The sequence below is a fragment of the Brevundimonas vesicularis genome, from assembly GCF_900445985.1.
In the GTDB taxonomy this organism is placed as follows: domain Bacteria; phylum Pseudomonadota; class Alphaproteobacteria; order Caulobacterales; family Caulobacteraceae; genus Brevundimonas; species Brevundimonas vesicularis_D.
Genome location: NZ_UAQP01000005.1, coordinates 929511 through 946868 on the forward strand (window position 1 = coordinate 929511; position 17358 = coordinate 946868).

The 17358-nt window shown below is 66.5% G+C and carries 15 protein-coding genes; 11 read left to right on the forward strand and 4 right to left on the reverse strand.

The genetic code is table 11. The annotated features are described in order from the left end of the window. Nucleotide 1: 1 nt before the first annotated feature. On the forward strand, nt 2–2290 hold the full coding sequence (locus tag DT343_RS04580) for a spermidine synthase (RefSeq protein ID WP_112861918.1): 2289 nt from the start codon (nt 2–4) through the stop codon (nt 2288–2290). Here DT343_RS04580 and DT343_RS04585 read toward each other — a convergent pair. Then, the gene (locus tag DT343_RS04585) at nt 2287–3438 is read right to left on the reverse strand and encodes a bifunctional 2-C-methyl-D-erythritol 4-phosphate cytidylyltransferase/2-C-methyl-D-erythritol 2,4-cyclodiphosphate synthase (RefSeq protein ID WP_112861919.1); all 1152 of its coding nucleotides are present in this window, start codon (nt 3436–3438) and stop codon (nt 2287–2289) included. The genes DT343_RS04580 and DT343_RS04585 overlap by 4 nt on opposite strands. Before the next feature lie 95 nt (nt 3439–3533). Between DT343_RS04585 and dusB the strand changes: the two genes are divergently transcribed. The 7 genes from dusB to DT343_RS04620 all read left to right on the forward strand — a co-directional run bounded on the left by dusB (nt 3534) and on the right by DT343_RS04620 (nt 12437). Next, nucleotides 3534–4589 (forward strand): tRNA dihydrouridine synthase DusB, encoded by a 1056-nt coding sequence (gene dusB / locus DT343_RS04590; RefSeq protein WP_181669156.1) that lies wholly within the window; start codon nt 3534–3536, stop codon nt 4587–4589. Beyond that, complete coding sequence (locus tag DT343_RS04595; protein WP_112861921.1) at nt 4586–6856, forward strand: sensor histidine kinase NtrY-like; 2271 nt, start codon at nt 4586–4588, stop codon at nt 6854–6856. The genes dusB and DT343_RS04595 overlap by 4 nt, the downstream gene beginning before the upstream one ends. Before the next feature lie 9 nt (nt 6857–6865). Continuing rightward, on the forward strand, nt 6866–8272 hold the full coding sequence (ntrX, locus tag DT343_RS04600; RefSeq protein ID WP_112861922.1) for a nitrogen assimilation response regulator NtrX: 1407 nt from the start codon (nt 6866–6868) through the stop codon (nt 8270–8272). Then, nucleotides 8272–9132 (forward strand): D-amino-acid transaminase, encoded by an 861-nt coding sequence (locus tag DT343_RS04605; protein ID WP_112861923.1) that lies wholly within the window; start codon nt 8272–8274, stop codon nt 9130–9132. The genes ntrX and DT343_RS04605 overlap by 1 nt, the downstream gene beginning before the upstream one ends. A gap of 101 nt (nt 9133–9233) precedes the next feature. Next, a complete protein-coding gene (gene hfq / locus DT343_RS04610) occupies nt 9234–9479 on the forward strand; it encodes an RNA chaperone Hfq (protein ID WP_003164861.1) in 246 nt (81 codons plus the stop codon). Then, nucleotides 9480–10793: a GTPase HflX gene (gene hflX, locus DT343_RS04615; protein WP_112861924.1), complete on the forward strand. Its 1314-nt coding sequence runs from the start codon at nt 9480–9482 to the stop codon at nt 10791–10793. It begins immediately after the preceding gene. A 6-nt stretch (nt 10794–10799) separates the two neighbouring features. Continuing rightward, nucleotides 10800–12437: a Na+/H+ antiporter gene (locus DT343_RS04620; RefSeq protein WP_112861925.1), complete on the forward strand. Its 1638-nt coding sequence runs from the start codon at nt 10800–10802 to the stop codon at nt 12435–12437. Nucleotides 12438–12440: 3 nt separating this feature from the next. On the opposite strand, the gene DT343_RS04625 is transcribed toward DT343_RS04620, so the two are convergent. From DT343_RS04625 to DT343_RS04635, 3 genes are read right to left on the reverse strand one after another with little or no spacing between them, the layout of a single operon-like run. Next, nucleotides 12441–13097 (reverse strand): HAD family hydrolase, encoded by a 657-nt coding sequence (locus tag DT343_RS04625; protein ID WP_112861926.1) that lies wholly within the window; start codon nt 13095–13097, stop codon nt 12441–12443. 10 nt (nt 13098–13107) lie between these two features. Continuing rightward, nucleotides 13108–13902 (reverse strand): nucleoside triphosphate pyrophosphohydrolase, encoded by a 795-nt coding sequence (mazG, locus tag DT343_RS04630; protein WP_112861927.1) that lies wholly within the window; start codon nt 13900–13902, stop codon nt 13108–13110. After that, nucleotides 13899–15260 carry an MFS transporter gene (locus tag DT343_RS04635; protein WP_112861928.1) on the reverse strand — a complete coding sequence of 454 codons (1362 nt, stop codon included), beginning with the start codon at nt 15258–15260 and terminating at the stop codon, nt 13899–13901. The genes mazG and DT343_RS04635 overlap by 4 nt, the downstream gene beginning before the upstream one ends. A gap of 105 nt (nt 15261–15365) precedes the next feature. Here DT343_RS04635 and DT343_RS04640 point away from each other — a divergent pair, with 105 nt between their 5' ends. The 3 genes from DT343_RS04640 (at nt 15366) to wrbA (ending at nt 17358) form a co-directional block, all read left to right on the forward strand. After that, complete coding sequence (locus DT343_RS04640) at nt 15366–16223, forward strand: D-alanyl-D-alanine carboxypeptidase family protein (protein WP_112861929.1); 858 nt, start codon at nt 15366–15368, stop codon at nt 16221–16223. Continuing rightward, on the forward strand, nt 16199–16657 hold the full coding sequence (locus tag DT343_RS04645; protein ID WP_112861930.1) for a hypothetical protein: 459 nt from the start codon (nt 16199–16201) through the stop codon (nt 16655–16657). Before DT343_RS04640 ends, DT343_RS04645 begins: the two co-directional genes overlap by 25 nt. A 98-nt stretch (nt 16658–16755) precedes the next feature. Further along, nucleotides 16756–17358 carry an NAD(P)H:quinone oxidoreductase gene (wrbA, locus tag DT343_RS04650; protein WP_112861931.1) on the forward strand — a complete coding sequence of 201 codons (603 nt, stop codon included), beginning with the start codon at nt 16756–16758 and terminating at the stop codon, nt 17356–17358.

The window sequence follows — 17358 nt, forward strand, 5'->3', positions numbered from 1 at the left end:
CATGACCGAGGCTGTCGATCCGTTACGCCCCGCCGCCCCGACCTCGGATCGCATCGCGCCGATCCTGTTCGCCGTCGCCATCTTCACATCGGCCTGTCTGGTCTTCGTCGTTCAGCCGATGGCGGCCAAGCTGCTGTTGCCGACGCTGGGCGGATCGCCTTCGGTGTGGAACGCGTCGATGGTGTTCTTCCAGACCGCGCTGCTCGCCGGATATGGCTATGCGCACCTGCTGCAACGTCTGGCGACGATGCGGGCGCAGGTCGGGGTTCACCTGGGCCTGCTGATCGTGGCGGCGTTTTTCCTGCCCCTGCAGATCAGCGGCCTGTTGGGGGATCCCGATCCGTCCCAACCGGCGATGTGGCTGCTGGCGACGCTGGCGGTGTCCATCGGCGCGCCGTTCGCTGTGCTGTCGGCGACTGCGCCGCTGCTTCAGGCCTGGTATGCGCGTGTGCGGGCCGGACATGCAGACGGCCAGAACCCCTACGTTCTTTACGCCGCCTCGAACCTGGGCAGTTTCCTGGCCCTGCTGGCCTATCCGGTCGTGATCGAGCCGCTGGCCAGCCTGTCGGGTCAGCGTCTGGGCTGGAGCGTCGGCTATGGGCTGTTCGTGGTGATGGTCGTGGGGCTGGGCGTTCAGGTCTGGCGACGACGCGAGATCGGGACGGCGGAGCCCGCGCCGCTTCAGGCCAGCCCGCCGATCGCCTGGCGCGAAAGAGGGATGCTGGTTCTGCTGGCCGCCGCGCCGTCCAGTCTGATGCTGGGCGTGACGGCGCATCTGACGACGGATGTGGCCTCGGCGCCCTTTCTGTGGGTCATACCGCTTGCGCTGTATCTGCTGACCTTCGTCATTGCGTTCCAGACCCGGCCGGCGATCCCGCCAGTCATCGGCCTTGGGTTGCAGGCGGCGATGGGCGCGGCCTGCGCCGCCCTGATTGCGTTCCGGACAGGCGAATGGCTGCTGGTGTTCACCGTCAATCTGGCGGCCTTCTTCTTTACAGCGCTGATGTGTCACCAGCGGCTGGCGGCGCGACGGCCGGCGCCGGATCGGCTGACCGAATTCTATCTGTTGCTGTCGCTGGGCGGCGTGGTCGGCGGACTGTTCAATGGCCTGATCGCGCCGGCCGTTTTCGACATGGTGTGGGAATATCCGCTGGTGCTGGTGGCGGCCGGATTGCTGCGGCCGTGGAGCCGTCGCGAGATCAGGCCGTGGGAAATCATCTGCTGCGTCGCCGGCGTAGTCATCGCACTGTTGGGGCCGCTGTCGATGGAGGCGGTCCGTTATGCGCCGGACATTCGCGCGGCCATACCCGACGCCGAACTGGTGCGGATCGCGCAAGCCATCCTGGGGATCGCGAGCCTGTTCGCCTTCCTGGTGCGCGATCGGGCGGTGATGTTCACGATCGTTTTGGCCGCCATCGTCTGGTCCGGCTATCATCTGGCGCGCGGTTATGACTGGGCCTTGTCGGAGCGCAGCTTCTTCGGCGTGATGCGGGTGGCCAAGATCGACGATCCGCTGATGGGCGGGCCGGTCCATGTACTAATGCACGGCACGACTTTGCATGGCGCCCAGGCCCAGGCGACGTCGAACCGCTGTCAACCGACGCTCTATTATGCGACCTCGACGCCGCTGGGGCAGGCGATGCTGCAGATGCAGGCGCGTCGGCTGGACGGCGCGCGCGTCGGCGTGGTGGGGCAGGGCACGGGCGCCATGGCCGCCTACAAGCGCGCCCAGGACCAACTGACCTTCTTCGAGATCGATCCGATGGTGGATCGGCTGTCGCGCGACCCCCAATGGTTCAGCTTCATCAACGGCTGCGCAGACGGGCCGGTACGAACGGTTCTGGGGGATGCGCGCCTGACGATGGATCGTGAGCCGGCGGGATCCTACGACCTGTTGGTCATCGACGCCTTCTCGTCTGACGCCGTGCCGACGCATTTGCTGACGGTGGAGGCGATCCGCGGCTATCTGCGGCTGCTGGCGCCCGACGGCGTCGTCGTGCTGCATCTCTCGAACCGGAACCTGGAGATCACCCTGCCGGCCGAGGCGGCGGCGCAAGCGTTGAAGGTCCCGCACCTGCACCAGGTCTATATCGAGCAGTCCGGCCAAGGCGACATGGCCGAGGCCTCGACCGAAGCCCTGCTGATCGGCAAGACCCCGGCGGCGCTGGAAGGTTTCAGGGACGATGCGCGTTGGCGCAAGCTGTCGCCGACGACGGTGCGTCCGTGGACGGACGACTATGTCAATCTATTCGGATCGCTGGTGCGTCAGATGAAGATGGCGGCGCGCTAGACCACCGGCGTTTCCACGGTCGCCACGGCCTGGGCGGCCAGACCCTCGCCGCGTCCGGTGAAACCAAGCCCTTCGGTCGTGGTGGCCTTGACGCTGACGGCGTCGAGCGGAAGCTTCAGCAGCCCGGCGATCCGGTCGCGCATGGCCTGGCGGTGCGGCTTCACCTTGGGGCGTTCGCAGATCAGGGTGACGTCGACATTGACGATGCGGCCGCCCCGCGCCGCGACCAGTTCGGCGGCATGGATCAGGAACTGGTCCGAGGAGGCGCCTTTCCATTTCGGATCCGTTGGCGGGAAATGGTCGCCGATGTCGCCCGCCGCGATGGCGCCCAGGATGGCGTCGGTCAGGGCGTGGAGCCCGGCGTCGGCGTCGGAGTGGCCGATCAGCGTTTGATCGTGCGGCACCTCGATCCCGCACAGCCAGACGGATCCGCCTGGTCCCCAGCGATGCACATCATAGCCGGAGCCCATGCGGGTCTGATAACGCTGCGCTTGGGGCAGCAGAGCTTCGGCCATGGCGAAATCCTCGGGATAGGTCAGTTTCATCAGACGCGCGTCGCCCCGAACCAGGGCCACCGCGCCGCCGTTGCGCTGTACGACGACGGCTTCGTCAGTCGGAACCTCGGCGTGCGACCAGGCGGCGTAAGCGGTCTCGATCACGCCCCGGCGGAAGGCTTGAGGCGTCTGGGCGCGCCACAGACCGTCACGCTCGACCACGTCGGTCATGATTTCCGCCTCGCCACGCCGAAGGCTGTCGGCGACAGGCAGGACGGGCAGGGCGCCGTCCGAAGTTTCAAGAGCCGACAGCAGACGATCGACGACGGCGGCGTCCAGCAGGGGGCGGGCGGCGTCATGGATCAACACAGGCTGATCCGCTGGACAGGTCAGGGCCGCGAGACCAGCGCGGACCGAATCGGCGCGGGCTGCGCCACCAACAACGGCTTTCCAACGCGGCAAGCCGGACAGCACGTCTGCTGCCCGCTCAACGGCGTCAGAGGCGATCACGACGATCAGTTCGTCGGCGCCGGCGTTCAGAAAGGCCTCGGCCGACCAGCGCAGCACGGGCTTTCCACCCAGGTCTCGCCACTGTTTGTCGCCGCCGGCGCGCGCGCCGGAACCGGCCGCGACGATGATGCCCGAGAATGTCATGGCGGCCTTGATAGTGTGCGCGGCGACAGGGCGAAACCATCAAAGCGCCGCGGTCATGCTTGACGAGGGCGGCTGCGATGCGGCGAAAGACGGAAATGCCCAAGACCTTGCAGATCGGCGATGTGACCGTGCCCGGCCAGGTGCTGATGGCGCCGATGACCGGCGTGACCGACCTGCCGTTCCGCGTGCTGGCCTCCAGACTGGGCGCCGCCTATGTCGCGACGGAGATGGTGGCGGCCAAAGAACTGGCGCGGGCGCGGCCGGACGTCGTGCGGCGCGCCGCCGTGGGGGCGGGTCTGCCGCTGACCGTCATTCAGCTGGTCGGGCGTGATCCTGAACAGATGGGCGAGGGGGCGCGCATGGCGGAGAAGGCCGGGGCGGACATCGTGGATCTGAACTTCGGCTGTCCGGCCAAGGAGGTCACGGGCTCGGCCGCCGGTTCGGCCCTGATGCGGACGCCGGATCTGGCGTGTCGGATCATGGAGGCGGCGGTCAAGGCGACGAGCCGGCCGGTGACGGTCAAGATGCGACTGGGCTGGGACGACGAGAGCCGGAACGCCGCCGAACTGGCCCGCCGCGCGGAAGCGATCGGCGTCAAGGCCGTCACGGTGCATGGCCGGACGCGAAAGCAGTTCTACACCGGTCAAGCGGATTGGGACGCGGTCGGGACGGTGAAGGCGGCGGTCGGCATCCCCGTCATCGTCAATGGCGACATCATCACCGCCGATGAGGCGCGTCAGGCCTTGGCGCAGTCCGGTGCGGACGGATTGATGCTCGGACGTGGCGTCTATGGCCGGCCGTGGCTGGCGGCGCACCTGGAGCGAGCGCTGATCGACGGCGTGGCGCTGGACGAACCCGGACCTGATGTGCGGCTGGTGATCGTGATCGAGCACCTGCGGGCGTCGGCAGAGTTCTACGGCCTGCCGCTGGGTCTGAAGATGTTCCGCAAACATCTGGGCTGGTACATCGAACAGGCGCCTTGGCCGGCCGATCCGCAACACCGTCGTGAGGCCAAGGCAAGAATTTGCCGTCTCGACGATCCGATGACCGTCGAAGCCGCCATGCACGAACTGTGGCGGCCGGATTTGCCTCGGTCTGGCAAGTCTGCTGTTGAAAATGGGCCACAGGTGTTGGAGACTGCTGTGGCATGACGGATACGCCTTCAGCACGCACCGCTTCGCCCGACCTCACGTCGGATGACGGGTCGTTCTGGGGGTGGGTCGATAGCGAACGCGCGCGGACCGGCTTCGGGCTGGCGTTCTTTCTGGCTGTCGCGATCACGGCGGCGGCCATCTGGCTGGTGGCGGTTGCGCCGGGCGCGACATCGGGGTCGGCGCGCGGATCTAGCAGCCAGATCGCCCTGATCGTGTTGGCGGCCAATCTGCTTCTGATTTCCGGCCTGGCCATCATCGTCGGCCGGCGCGTGCTTACGCTGGTGCGCAGCACTGACGAAGCCGGATCGCGCCTCCACCTGAGGTTCGTCGCTCTGTTTTCGATGGTGGCCCTGGTCCCGTCGGTGCTGATCGCCCTGGTGTTCGGCGTTTTGGTCAATCGGGGCGTGGACCAGTGGTTCAGCGCCAATGTGAGCACCTCGGTCGACAACGGCGCCTCGATCGGCAAGGCCTATATCGCCGACGTCAGTTCCGACATGACGCGCGACCTGCGCACCATGAGCACCGAGCTGGGCGGGGCCAGACAAGTCTTCGACAATCGCATTCAGTTTACCGGCGCATTGACGCAGATCGCCGAGTTTTTCGGCTATCCGGCCGTCTATGTTCTGAACGGCAAGGGTGAGGTTCTGGCGACCGGGGAGCTTCCCGGCGCACCGCCTTATCTCGCGCCACCTGTATCCGAACTGGAAATCGCCTCCGAGGGCCAGGATATTCCCGTCAAAGTCACTGAAAATCCCGATACGGTTCGCGCCCTCTATCCGCTGCCGGGATATGGCGACGCCTATCTTTATGTGGTGCGTCCGTTGGCGCCAGGACTCGTCGCTCAGATGCGTTCGGCCGTGCAGTCCATCCAAGCCTATCGCGAGGCGGAGGAAAGCCGGGCACGCATCCAATCGGCCTTCATCCTCAGCTATCTGGAGACGGCGTTGCTGGTGCTGGTGGGCGCGGTGTGGCTGGGGATGTCGGCGGCCAGCAGCATCTCCGCGCCGATCGGTCGGTTGGTGAAGGCGGCAGGACAGGTCGCGGGCGGCGACTTCACCGCACGGGTGGATAGCGACGGCGCGCCGGCCGAGATCGCCACCCTGTCGGACGCCTTCAATCGCATGACCGGCGATCTGCAGGCCCAGCAGGCGGCGCTGAAGGCCGCGAGCGACGAGGCGCATGATCGTAGCCGTTTCATCGAGACGGTGCTCTCGGGCGTCAGCGCCGGGGTCATCGGCCTGGACAGGCGCGGGCGGGTGTCGGCCATCAACGAAAGCGCCCTGCAACTGCTCCACATCGACGACGCCGAGGTGTTGGGTCATGAACTCGCAGCCCTGTCGCCAGAGCTGAGCGATCTGGTGCGGCGCGCCGAGGCCCATATCGAGGAGGACATCGACGTCAGCCGGGGCGGGGACACGCGGCGGCTGCGCGTTCGGATCGAGGGTGGTCTGGGCGGCGAGATGGTCCTGACCTTCGACGACATCACGCGGTTGGTGACGGCCCAGCGAAACGCGGCCTGGCGCGACGTGGCGCGCCGCATCGCCCATGAGATCAAGAATCCCCTGACGCCGATCCAGCTGTCGGCTGAGCGGCTGAAACGGAAATATCGCGCGCGGATCGGCGAGGATGTCGAAATCTTCGACCGGTGCACCGACACCATCATCCGCCAGGTCGGAGACATCGGCCGCATGGTCGATGAGTTCTCGTCCTTCGCCCGCATGCCGGCTCCGCGTTTTGCGCCCGAAAACCCGGCCGAAATGCTGCGCGAGGCGGTGTTCGCTCAGCGGGTCGCCGCGCCGGACATCGTCGTCGACATCACCGAGCCCCTGCCCAAGGCGACGATGCAGGCCGACGGCCGCATGGTGGGGCAGGCGCTGATCAACATCCTCAAGAACGCGGGCGAGTCGGTTGCGGCGCAACGGCTTGCGGCAGGCGAGGCGGCCGCGTCGGACCGCGCGGGCGTGATGGCGTCGCTGACGATCGAGGACGGCGTCGCGACCTTCGTGATCGAGGACGACGGCGTGGGTCTGCCGACGCGCGACCGCGATCGCCTGACCGAACCCTATGTGACCACGCGCGAGAAGGGCACGGGCCTGGGCCTGGCCATCGTCAAACGCATTTGCGAGGACCACGGCGGCGAGCTGAAGCTGGCCGACGCCCAGACCCTGCGCGGCGCACGCGTGTGCATGATCTTCCCCCTGAAACCCCACGGTAAAGGCGGCGAGGCTACGGAGCGCAAGCTTCAGGCCCTGGCCGCCGAATAGCGAGGCAAGATGCGACCAACTGGTTCCGACATTCTCGTTGTCGACGACGAGGCCGACATCCGCGACCTGGTGTCCGGCCTGCTGGAGGACGAAGGCCATGCCGTGCGCGTCGCCGCCAACTCCGACGAGGCCCTGGCCGCGATCCGCGCCCGAAAGCCGTCGCTGGCGATCCTGGACATCTGGATGCAGGGCGGCGGGCTGGACGGGCTGGAGCTGCTGGAGGTCGTCAAGGAGCTGGACCCTGACCTGCCGGTGGTGATGATCTCGGGCCACGGCAACATCGAGACGGCGGTGACGGCGCTGAAGCGCGGCGCCTATGACTTCATCGAAAAGCCGTTCAAGTCGGATCGGCTGGTCGTCGTGGTCGAACGCGCCATCGAGGCGGCGACGCTGAAGCGCGAGAACCGCCGCCTGCGCGCGGCGACCATGACGCCGTCGGGTCTGATCGGCCGATCACAGGCCGCGCAGGCCTTGCGCAGCACCATCGCCAAGGTGGCCCAGGCCAACAGTCGTGTCCTGATCGCGGGGCCGGCAGGCTCCGGCAAGGAGCTGGTGGCGCGCCAGATCCACGAAGCCAGCCCGCGCGCCCGTGCCGAGTTCGTCGCGATTTCGGCCGCCGGCATGACGCCGGAACGTCTGGACGTCGAACTGTTCGGCGAGGAGGGGCAAGACGGCCGCCCGCGCAAGATCGGCGTGTTTGAACGCGCCCACAACGGTACGCTGTACCTGGACGAAATCAGCGACATGCCGCGCGAGAGCCAGAGCCGTATCCTGCGCGTTCTGGTGGACCAGCGGTTCCGGCGTGTCGGCGGCGAGCAGGACGTTCAGGTCGACGTGCGCGTCGTGACCTCGACCTCGCGCGATCTAAAGGCGGAGATCGCAGAGGGACGTTTCCGCGAAGACCTGTTCCACCGTCTGAACGTTGTGCCGATCCGTGTCCCGCCGCTGTCGGAACGGCGCGAGGACATCGCCGAACTGGTCGAATATTTCGTCGACACGATCAGCGCCTCGCAAGGTCTGCCCAAACGCATCGTCGGGGACGATGCGGTGGCGGTGCTGCAGGTTCACCCGTGGCCCGGAAACATCCGCCAGCTGCGCAACAATATCGAGCGTCTGCTGATTCTGGCGACCGGCGATCCGGCCGAAACGATCACCGCCGATATGCTGCCGCAAGAGGTGGCGACCTCGAACGGCGGGGCGTCGAATCTGGGTGGCGAGCGCACCATCGCTTTGCCGCTGCGGGAGGCGCGCGAGGTCTTCGAGCGGGAATATCTGGCGGCTCAGATCATGCGGTTCGGCGGCAACATCTCGCGCACCGCCGCCTTCATTGGCATGGAGCGATCGGCCCTGCACAGGAAGCTGAAGTCGCTGGGCGTCTCGCCTTCGCGCGGCGGCGATGAGGACGAGCCGGCCTGATGTCACGCGTCGCCTATGTGAACGGCGCATACAGCGCGCATGGCGAGGCCGTGGTCCATATCGAGGATCGCGGTTTCCAGTTCGCAGATGGCGTCTATGAGGTCTGGTCCGTCTTCGACGGGCGGCTGGCCGATTTCGAAGGTCATATGAGCCGCCTGCACCGCAGTCTGAGCGAACTGAAGATCGATATCCCAATGAGCGCCGGTGCCTTGGGCGTCGTTCTGCGAGAGACCGTGCGGCGCAATCGCGTGCGCAACGGCATGGTCTATCTGCAGGTCACGCGCGGCACGGCGCCGCGCGATCATGGCTTTCCAATGGATGTCGCGCCCAGCGTCGTCGTGACCGCCAAGTCGATCGATCCGGCGCGAAACCAGCGTCTGGCGCAAAACGGCGTGGCCGGCGTCACCCAACCGGATATTCGTTGGGGGCGTTGCGACATCAAGACGGTCGGCCTGTTGCCGAATGTGCTGGCCAAACAGGCGGCGCGCGAGCGTGGGGCCTATGAGTGCCTGATGTACGATGACATGGGTCTGATCACCGAAGGCGCATCGACCAATGCGTGGATCGTGGATGAGGACGGCAGGCTGAGAACGCGGGACATCCAGGCCAATATCCTGCGGGGCGTCACGCGAGCGGCGGTCCTCGAGCTCGCCGCAGCCGAGGGTGTCGAACTGGAAGAACGTGCTTTCTCGGTCGATGAAGCGAAACGGGCGCGCGAGGTGTTCGTCACCGCCGCCAGCGCCTTCGTCATGCCGCTGATTTCGCTGGACGGCGTGAAGATCGGCGACGGCCAGCCCGGCCCGGTCGCGACCCGCCTGCGAGAACTCTATCTTGAACAGGCGCGTCGAGGGGCCATTTAGGGCGTTGCCCGAGCGGCCGGGCGGCGGTTAAGGTCGCGGTCGGCTGCATCGGCCCCGCCGCTCCCACGGCGATAAACAACGAAGAACAGGAAAAACCTGCCATGTCGCAAGACAAACGTCAGAACCTTCAGGACACCTTCCTCAACTCGGTCCGCAAGACCAAGACGCCGCTGACCATCTTCCTGGTCAATGGGGTCAAGTTGCAGGGCATCGTGACCTGGTTCGACAACTTCTGTGTCCTGCTGCGCCGCGATGGCCAGTCCCAGCTGGTGTACAAGCACGCCATCTCAACCATCATGCCGTCCGCGCCCGTGCAGCTGTACGAGCCCGACGCCGAAGAAGACTGATTGACCCAAAAACTGATCGACCACACCGTCCCGCTGATCCGGGCGGTCGTCATTCACCCCGACCGACGCTCGGACAGTCCCCGGCTGGCGAGCGAACGGCTTGAGGAGGCGGCGGGCCTTGCCCGTGCGCTGGACCTCGACGTGCGCGCCGAAGAGATCGTGCGGCTGCGCAGCACCACGCCTGCGACCTTGTTCGGCACGGGCAAGGTCGAGGAACTGGCCGCGCTCGTGCGCGCCGCGGACGCCGAAGCCGTCATCATCGACGACGCCCTGACGCCGGTGCAGCAGCGCAATCTGGAAAAGGCGTGGGAGGTGAAGGTGATCGACCGCACCGGCCTGATCCTGGAGATCTTCGGCCGTCGCGCGCGGACCAAGGAGGGGCGGCTTCAGGTCGAACTGGCGCGGCTGGATTATGAGCGGTCGCGGCTGGTGCGGACCTGGACCCACCTCGAGCGGCAACGTGGCGGCACCGGTTCGACCGGCGGGCCCGGCGAAACGCAGATCGAGCTGGACCGCCGTCTGATCGCCGACCGGATCGTCAGGCTGAAGTCCGAGTTGGAAGAGGTGCGACGCACGCGCGGCCTGCACCGCAAACAGCGTCAGAAGGCGCCGTTCCCGACGATCGCCCTGGTCGGCTACACCAACGCCGGTAAGTCGACGCTTTTCAATCGGCTGACGGGGTCGGAGGTCTTCGCCAAGGACCTACTGTTCGCCACTCTGGACACGACCCAGCGCACCATCCGGCTGCCGCAAGGGCGGCCGGCCATCGTGGCGGACACGGTCGGCTTTATCTCCGATCTGCCCCACGAATTGGTCGAGAGCTTCCGCGCCACCCTGGAAGAAGTCGGCGAGGCCGATCTGATCCTGCACGTCCGCGACATCGCCTCGCCCGACAGCGCCGCTCAGGCCAAAGACGTCGAGGCCGTGCTGAAGCAGATCGAGACGCCAGAGGGCAAGACGCGCCGGGTGCTGGAGGTCTGGAACAAGATCGACCTGCTGGATAACGAAGCGCGCGAGACTGTGCTGGGTCAGGCCGAACGGTTGGCGAAGGACGGTGAGGCGGTGGCCGTCTCAGCCTGGACGGGCGAGGGGATCGAGCCTCTGCGCCAGATCATCGCCGGCCTGATCGACGACGATCCCGAGACGCAGTTGACGCTCGAGCCTCATCAGGGCGAGGCCCTGGCTTGGCTGTACGAACATGGGCGGGTCACGTCGCGCGATGCGGACGAGCTTGGCCGTACTCACGTCACGGTGCGACTGCATCCTGCGGCGCTCGGGCGATTCGAGCGCCTGTATCCCGACCTGACCGACTGAGTTTTCATGCATCTGATCGAAACCGTCCTGCTTCTGCTGTTGGCCGTGGTGGTGTCGGGTTCGATCGCGCGGATCACGCGCATCGCCTTGCCCTTGGTTCAGATCGGGCTGGGCGCCGCCATCGTGCTGATTACGGGCAAGACGGTCGATCTTGAGCCGGACATCTTCTTTCTGCTGTTCTTGCCGCCGCTGCTGTTTCTGGACGGCTGGCGAATTCCCAAGGAAGACCTGTTTCGCGACCGGGCGGTGGTCCTTGAGCTGGCGCTGGGGTTGGTGCTGTTCACCGTCGTCGGTCTGGGCTTCCTGATCTGGTGGATGATCCCGGAGATGCCGCTGCCGGTCGCTTTCGCCTTGGCCGCCATCCTGTCGCCGACCGATCCCATCGCAGTTCAGGCCATCGCGGCGCGGGCGCCCATACCCAAGCGCCTGATGCACATTCTGGAAGGCGAGTCGCTGTTGAACGACGCGACGGGCCTGACCTGCATGCGGATTGCGGTCGCCGCCGCGACGACGGGAGCGTTTTCGATCGGCCATGCAGTCGGGACGTTTGCCTGGCTGGCTCTGGTCGGGATCGCCGTCGGCGTTCTGGTCACCATGGCTATCAGCTACGCCAAAAGCTTTGTCAGCCGACGCTGGGGCGAGGACGTGGGCGCGCAGATTCTGGTCAGCCTGCTGATCCCGTTCGCCGCCTATCTGGTGGCGGAAGAATTGCACGCGTCCGGTATTTTGGCGGCGGTGGCGGCCGGGGTGACGATGAGTTTCACCGAACGCGGCGGCATCGCCGGCCAGTCGATGGCGATGACGCGGATCCGGCGCAGCGTCGTGTGGGACACGGTTCAGTTCGTCGCCAACGGCATCATCTTCGTGATCTTGGGCGAACAGATGCCCTCGATCATGTCGCGCGCGGCCGAGGTGGTGGCGGGCACCAGCCGGCCTGAGGTCTGGTGGCTGGCGGTCTATGTGTTCGGCATCGTCGCCACCCTGGCGGCGCTGCGGTTCGTCTGGGTTTGGACCTCGCTGAAGCTGACCCTGTTTCGCCGCCGCCATCGTGGGCCGCCGGCCAAGGTCGGTCTGCGGCTGACCATGGTGATGTCTCTGGCGGGCGTGAGGGGCGCGATCACTCTGGCGGGTATTCTGACCCTGCCATTCGCCTTGGGCGACGGATCGCCAATGCCGTCGCGGAACCTGGCGATCTTCCTCGCGGCGGGCGTGATCGTGGTTTCGCTGGTGGTGGCCACATTCGCCTTGCCTAGACTCCTGAAGAACGTCGAACTGCCGCCGGAGCCGTCGCACGAGCAGGAAGAGGATCGCGGCCGGGTCGCCGCCGCCTCGGCCGCCCTCCGCGCCATCGAGGACGCCTCGTACGCTATGGCGGAGGGCAAACCCGACCCCGACCTCTATTCCGACATCGCCGGTCGGATCATGGAGACCTATCGCCAGCGGATCGAGACCCACACCCGCACGGACGAGGAAGACGCCGCCCTTACGCGCAAGATGGACGATATCGAGCGTCGTCTCTGGCTGGCGGGGTTAGCCGCCGAGCGCGAAGAACTGCGGCGGCTGTTGAGGGCGCGTCAGCTGGATGAGGTGACGGCCAAGAGGCTGTTCCGTGACGTCGATCTACAGGAACTGCGCTACCTCTGACGCTCAGCGATCCATGAAGGCGGCGACGGCGGCGTAGCTGTCGGCGATGTGGTGTGCGCCGCGCGCGGCCAGGCGTTCAGCGTGGCCGTCGCGGACATGGCCGCCCGCCGTCAGCCCCACGACCGTCATGCCGGCCGCGACGCCTGCGGTAACGCCCGCCTCGCTGTCTTCGATCACCAGGACGCGCGCCGGATCGACGCCCATGGCGTTGGCGGCGTGCAGGAAGATGTCGGGGTGGGGCTTGCCGCGCTCGACCACCAGGCCTGTGAAGACGGCACCGTCGAAATGATCGGTCAGGCCGAAAAGGTCCAGGCCAACGCCGATCCAGTCCGGGCCGCTGGACGAGGCGATGCAGCGGGGCTCGGTCCGGGCGGCGACGAAGTCCAGCAGACCGGGCACAGGTTCAAGATGCTGCGGCGCGCGCTGGCGACAGGTCGCAAACCATGTGGTGTGGAAGTCGTCGGGGCAGGCACGACCCAAGGCCGCCTCTACGACCGGCCGATTGTCGCGCCAGCGCTTGCCCGTATAGGCGGCCAAGACGTCGTCAAGCGAGGTCGGCAGACCGATGGCGGTCAGTTGCTCGGCCATGACGGTGCTGTTCAGCACTTCGCTGTCGGCGACCACGCCGTCGTAGTCGAAAATGATCAGGTCGTAGGTCACGCGGAGTCGCTCAGGCTTCAGGCGCGGCCTTTTCGGCGACCTTTGCGGCGTCCCAGAGGCGGTCCATCTCGGCCAGGTCCGATTGGTCGGGCGTGCGGCCGTCCTTCGCCAGCTCGGCCTCGATGAAGCCGAAGCGACGCACGAACTTGGCGTTGGCGGCGCGCAGGGCGTCTTCGGGCTCGACGTCCAGCTTGCGCGCCAGGTTGGCGACGACGAACAGAAGATCGCCCAGCTCTTCTCGCGCCTTGGCCTTGTCTCCGGCGGCGATCTCGACGCGCAATTCCTCGATCTCTTCGGCCAGCTTGTCGAACACCTCGTCGGTGGATGGCCAGTCAAAGCCGACGCGACCGGCGCGCTTTGTCAGCTTGGCGGCGCGGGTCAGGGCGGGCAGGCCGACCGGCACATCGTCCAGGACGCCCGGCTTCTTGCGGTCCTTGCGCTCGGCGGCCTTGCTGGCTTCCCAGGCGACGGTCTGTTCCTTCGAGGAGCGCTGCGCCTCGTCACCGAAAACGTGCGGGTGGCGGCGCTCCAGCTTGTCGGCGATGGCTGTGACCACGTCGTCGAAGGCGAACAGCCCTTGTTCCTCAGCCATGCGGGCGTGGAAGACGACCTGGAACAGCAGGTCGCCCAGTTCGCCCTTCAGCTCGACCAGATCGTTGCGCTCGATGGCGTCGGCGACCTCATAGGCCTCCTCGATCGTGTAGGGGGCGATGGTGGCGAAGGTCTGCTCTACGTCCCAGGGGCAGCCGCCGTCAGGATCGCGCAACTGCTCCATGACGCCGAGCAGGCGGTCGATCGGTCTCAACGGCGGGCTCCGTCGCGGGCTTCCAGGGCGAGGCGGATTTCATCGTGCCGCTTCGGCGTCAGGGGATAGCCCTTCAGCACCCAGGCGGCGGCGGCCAGCAGCAGGCCGGGGACCAGAATGAACAGGATCTGGAGCGTCAGCAGGGAAAAGTCGCTGTTGCCCGTCGAGCCCGGCACCGCCTTGAAGCCCACAACCTGCAGGATCAGATAGGGGATCAGGGCGACCACATGGCCGATCTTGGTCGTCGCGGACAGGATGGAGAACATCAGTCCGGTACGATCCACGCCGGTCTGCAGCCGCACCTCGTCGCCGGCGTCCGCCATCATGGCGCGCAACAGGAACAGGCCGGCCGCATAAGGCAGGCCGGCGATGAACATGGCCCCTGCCGTCAGCATGAAGTTGCCGCCGGGGACCAGGGTGGCGGCGATGTAGAGGGCCGCGAAGATCAGGCTGGCGACGGCCAGGGCCTTGTCCTTGCCGATCCGCGTGGCCAGCCAGGCCCAGATGGGCGCGCCGCACAGACCGGCGATGAAATAGAACAACATGAACAGGCCGGCCTGGCTGTGGTCGTAGCCCTTGATCTGTCCGAAGAAGAAGAACAGCAGCGAACCCGTGATGCCCGGCGCGACGCCCAGCAGCAGGTCCGCGATCAAGAGCTTCCGGACCGTGGGCATCTTCAGCAAAGCCAGATAGGCGCTGGCGCCCCCATGCGGCTGGTCACCCGCGTTGACGGGTTCGGGTACGGCGACCATGGCCAGACCGATGGTGACGGGCAGGGCGATCAGGATAGCCCAGCCCATGATGCGCACGCCGTCGGCATAGTTCCCGATACCCGTCTGAACCACCACGGTCGGCAGCACCAGGATCAGGATCACGCCGATGATGTTGAACACCTGCCACCAGCCATAGACGCGGCTACGCTGGTCATACTGCGGCGCAAGCACCGCGGCCCATCCGAGTTGGCCCAGGGTGCCGATCGAGAAGCCGAGATAGAGGACCAGCAGCCAGCCAAACAGGTAGGCCGACCCGGCGCCGGGCTGGACCACAACGAACATCATGAAGGCCGACAGCATCAGGATCGGCGTCGAGATCGACATCCACGGGCGATAGCGACCGAACCGCGTCTTGGTCTTGTCCATGCCCCAGCCGATGAAGGGGTCGAAGACGATGTCGATCAGACGCACGGCCATAAAGACGGCCGCGACCACGCCCAGCTCCAAGCCCACATGGGTGGCGTAGAACTCGGGCAGGGTGACGGGCAGGGCGACGCCAAAGGCCGCCAGCGGCAGGCACGGGCCGGAAAAGGCCGCGAGCACGGCGTTGGAACGGCGAGGCGCGGTCGGCGCGGCGGTGGACATGCATCGGTCCGAAAGGCGCGGCGCGAGTCGGCCGCGCGCCACCATGCCAGCGATCGGTGACGCATGCACTTGTGAGATCGACCGGGTTGGGGCTTCCTGTGGGACATGTTGCGAAGCCTTTTTGCGTTCCTGTCCCTCGGCTTCGTCCTGGCGTTTGCTTGCGGCGCGCGTGCGGCCGGGCCATGCCACACCAACGCCGACGGTTGGCAGGCGCAGGGACTGGCGAACGCGGCGTCGGCCTACGGCATGGAATGGGCGCCGTTCGGGGCGGCGGAGTGGGGGTGGCAGGCCTATCTGCCGCTGATCCAGCGCGAACTGCATACGATGTGCGGACCCGGCACGCCGATCTTCGCGTCGCAACTGGCCGGGTTTCAGCAGACGCACGGCCTGGCGCCGACCGGTCTGTTCGATGAGGCGACATTCCAGGTGTTTCGCGGCCTTTGGCAGGAGCGGCGGCCGTTCGTCATGGCGCGCGTCAGCGGAGCCTGTCCCGAGCCGCCGCCGATCAATCAGCTCGGCTATCTGGTCGAGGCCGAGGAACATGCCGACCGTCTGACACGGCTGCTGCGCCGCGACGTGCTGGACGCCTATCGCCGGATGGTCGCCGCCGCCCGGGTCGAGGTTCCCGAGATCGCCGCCGATCCCGAACTGTTGCAAATCTTCTCCGGCTTTCGCGATCCCGAGGCGGACGCGGCGCGCTGTGCGCAGCAGGGCAACTGCGACGGCCTGCGTCGTGCCGTCTGCTCGCCGCATCGGACCGGCACGGCGGTCGATCTGTATGTCGGCCAGGCGCCGGGTCTGGGTGTTGATTCCACCACCCCTGCCAGCCGCGAATATATGGCGCGGTCGGCGACCTATCGCTGGCTGGTGACGAACGCTGGGCGTTTCGGCTTTGTGCCCTATGTCTATGAGCCGTGGCACTGGGAGTATGTGAAGCCTTGGGATCCTTCGTTCGCGCCCTGACCGAGTCTGAGAAATCGCTCGCGCGAGAGGCCTTCGGGGCCGCGATCAGCCTCGCACCCGTCCGTTTGATCGGTTGGCCGTTCAACCGCGCCTTCGTGGCTGGACGCTGGTTCGGGCGAGACTGGATCGTATGGCCGCAAGCGCAGCTCGTCGCAGACTTCACTTTGGCGTCCGAGCGAATGCAGGGCGTGCTGATTCACGAACTGACGCACGTCTGGCAGGCCCAGCAGGGCGTCAATCTGCTGTTCGCAAAGCTGAAAGCTGGGGACACACCCGCCTCCTATGCCTACCGCGTGGAACCGACCTGCCAGTGGGACGCGTTGAACATCGAACAGCAGGCGATGGTGATGGAGCACCGTTTCCATTGTCGCCGCGGTCGCCCCACGCCGGGCGACGAGACCTTTTACGACACCATCTGTCCATTCGAGACGTGATTTGAGGTCGGGGACTTGCAGAACGGCTGGCAGCGCGCCAAGTTAGCAACGGTCGTTGTTGCGAATGACGACCCTTGTCATTCAATGGAGCCTCCTCGATGCCGAAAGTCCTCGTCCTCTATCACTCGACCTATGGTCACCTGGAAACCATGGCCGAGGCGGTCGCCGAAGGCGCGCGCGAGGTCCAAGGCGCTGTCGTGGACATCAAGCGCGTGCCGGAAACCGTGCCGGAAGAACTCGCCAAGGCCTCGCACTACAAGCTGGATCAAAAGGCGCCGATCGCCAAGATCGACGATCTGAAGGACTACGACGCCATCATCATCGGCGCCGGCACCCGCTTTGGTTCGGCCGCGTCTCAGATGCGCGCCTTCCTGGATCAAGCCGGCGGGCTGTGGTTCTCGGGCGCCCTGATCGGCAAGATCGGCGGCGCCTTCACCGCCACCGCGACCCAGCACGGCGGCCAGGAGACGACGTTCCAGGGCCTGCACAACTTCTTCATGCACCACGGCATGCCAGTCGTGGGTCTGCCCTATTCCTTCCAGGGACAGATGACGCTGGACGCCATCCACGGCGGCTCGCCCTATGGCGCATCGACGATCACGGGCGGCGACGGCTCGCGTCAGCCCAGCGACGTCGAGCTGGATGGCGCCCGGTTCCAGGGCAAGCACATCGCCGAGCTGGCCAAGAAGCTGCACGGCTGA

Bases quoted from the DNA above. Each gene is read 5' to 3' on its own strand.
- DT343_RS04580 (WP_112861918.1), top strand. From the start codon at position 2: ATGACCGAGGCTGTCGATCCGTTACGCCCCGCCGCCCCGACCTCGGAT.
- DT343_RS04585 (WP_112861919.1), bottom strand. From the start codon at position 3,438: ATGACATTCTCGGGCATCATCGTCGCGGCCGGTTCCGGCGCGCGCGCC.
- dusB (WP_181669156.1), top strand. From the start codon at position 3,534: ATGCCCAAGACCTTGCAGATCGGCGATGTGACCGTGCCCGGCCAGGTG.
- DT343_RS04595 (WP_112861921.1), top strand. From the start codon at position 4,586: ATGACGGATACGCCTTCAGCACGCACCGCTTCGCCCGACCTCACGTCG.
- ntrX (WP_112861922.1), top strand. From the start codon at position 6,866: ATGCGACCAACTGGTTCCGACATTCTCGTTGTCGACGACGAGGCCGAC.
- DT343_RS04605 (WP_112861923.1), top strand. From the start codon at position 8,272: ATGTCACGCGTCGCCTATGTGAACGGCGCATACAGCGCGCATGGCGAG.
- hfq (WP_003164861.1), top strand. From the start codon at position 9,234: ATGTCGCAAGACAAACGTCAGAACCTTCAGGACACCTTCCTCAACTCG.
- DT343_RS04620 (WP_112861925.1), top strand. From the start codon at position 10,800: ATGCATCTGATCGAAACCGTCCTGCTTCTGCTGTTGGCCGTGGTGGTG.
- DT343_RS04635 (WP_112861928.1), bottom strand. From the start codon at position 15,260: ATGTCCACCGCCGCGCCGACCGCGCCTCGCCGTTCCAACGCCGTGCTC.
- DT343_RS04640 (WP_112861929.1), top strand. From the start codon at position 15,366: ATGTTGCGAAGCCTTTTTGCGTTCCTGTCCCTCGGCTTCGTCCTGGCG.
- wrbA (WP_112861931.1), top strand. From the start codon at position 16,756: ATGCCGAAAGTCCTCGTCCTCTATCACTCGACCTATGGTCACCTGGAA.